At 38.5% G+C, this 288-nt stretch carries 1 protein-coding gene; it reads right to left on the minus strand.

What is annotated here, in order from left to right; all coding sequences use genetic code 11:
- A partial coding sequence (locus G7034_RS11320) for a hypothetical protein (protein ID WP_166401069.1) occupies window positions 1-288 on the minus strand: 288 nt, incomplete at both ends.

The raw sequence follows: 288 nt of genomic DNA on the forward strand, positions 1-288 counted from the left end.
CTGGAATCGATTATCTTCAGCGGAATTAAACGCCGTAATACAAGCATTTTCTCCTTCCAATCGGATATAGATGAACTCACCATCAATTCCGTTATAATTCACTGGGAAAGCAATAGCGTTGGTGCCATTTTCGGCACTCGCTAAACTTTGGTGATAAGTCAAAGTAACATTTTCTTGATTGCTGATAATTAAATTTGAATTCTGAGTTAAATCAAATACCGCAATATTCGGATTATCACTACACGCCCGTAAGTCGTCAAAATCTTGAATTTGCGGACTCGGCTCAAC

Origin of the sequence: Psychroflexus maritimus (assembly GCF_011089875.1) — a bacterium.
Taxonomy (GTDB): domain Bacteria; phylum Bacteroidota; class Bacteroidia; order Flavobacteriales; family Flavobacteriaceae; genus Psychroflexus; species Psychroflexus maritimus.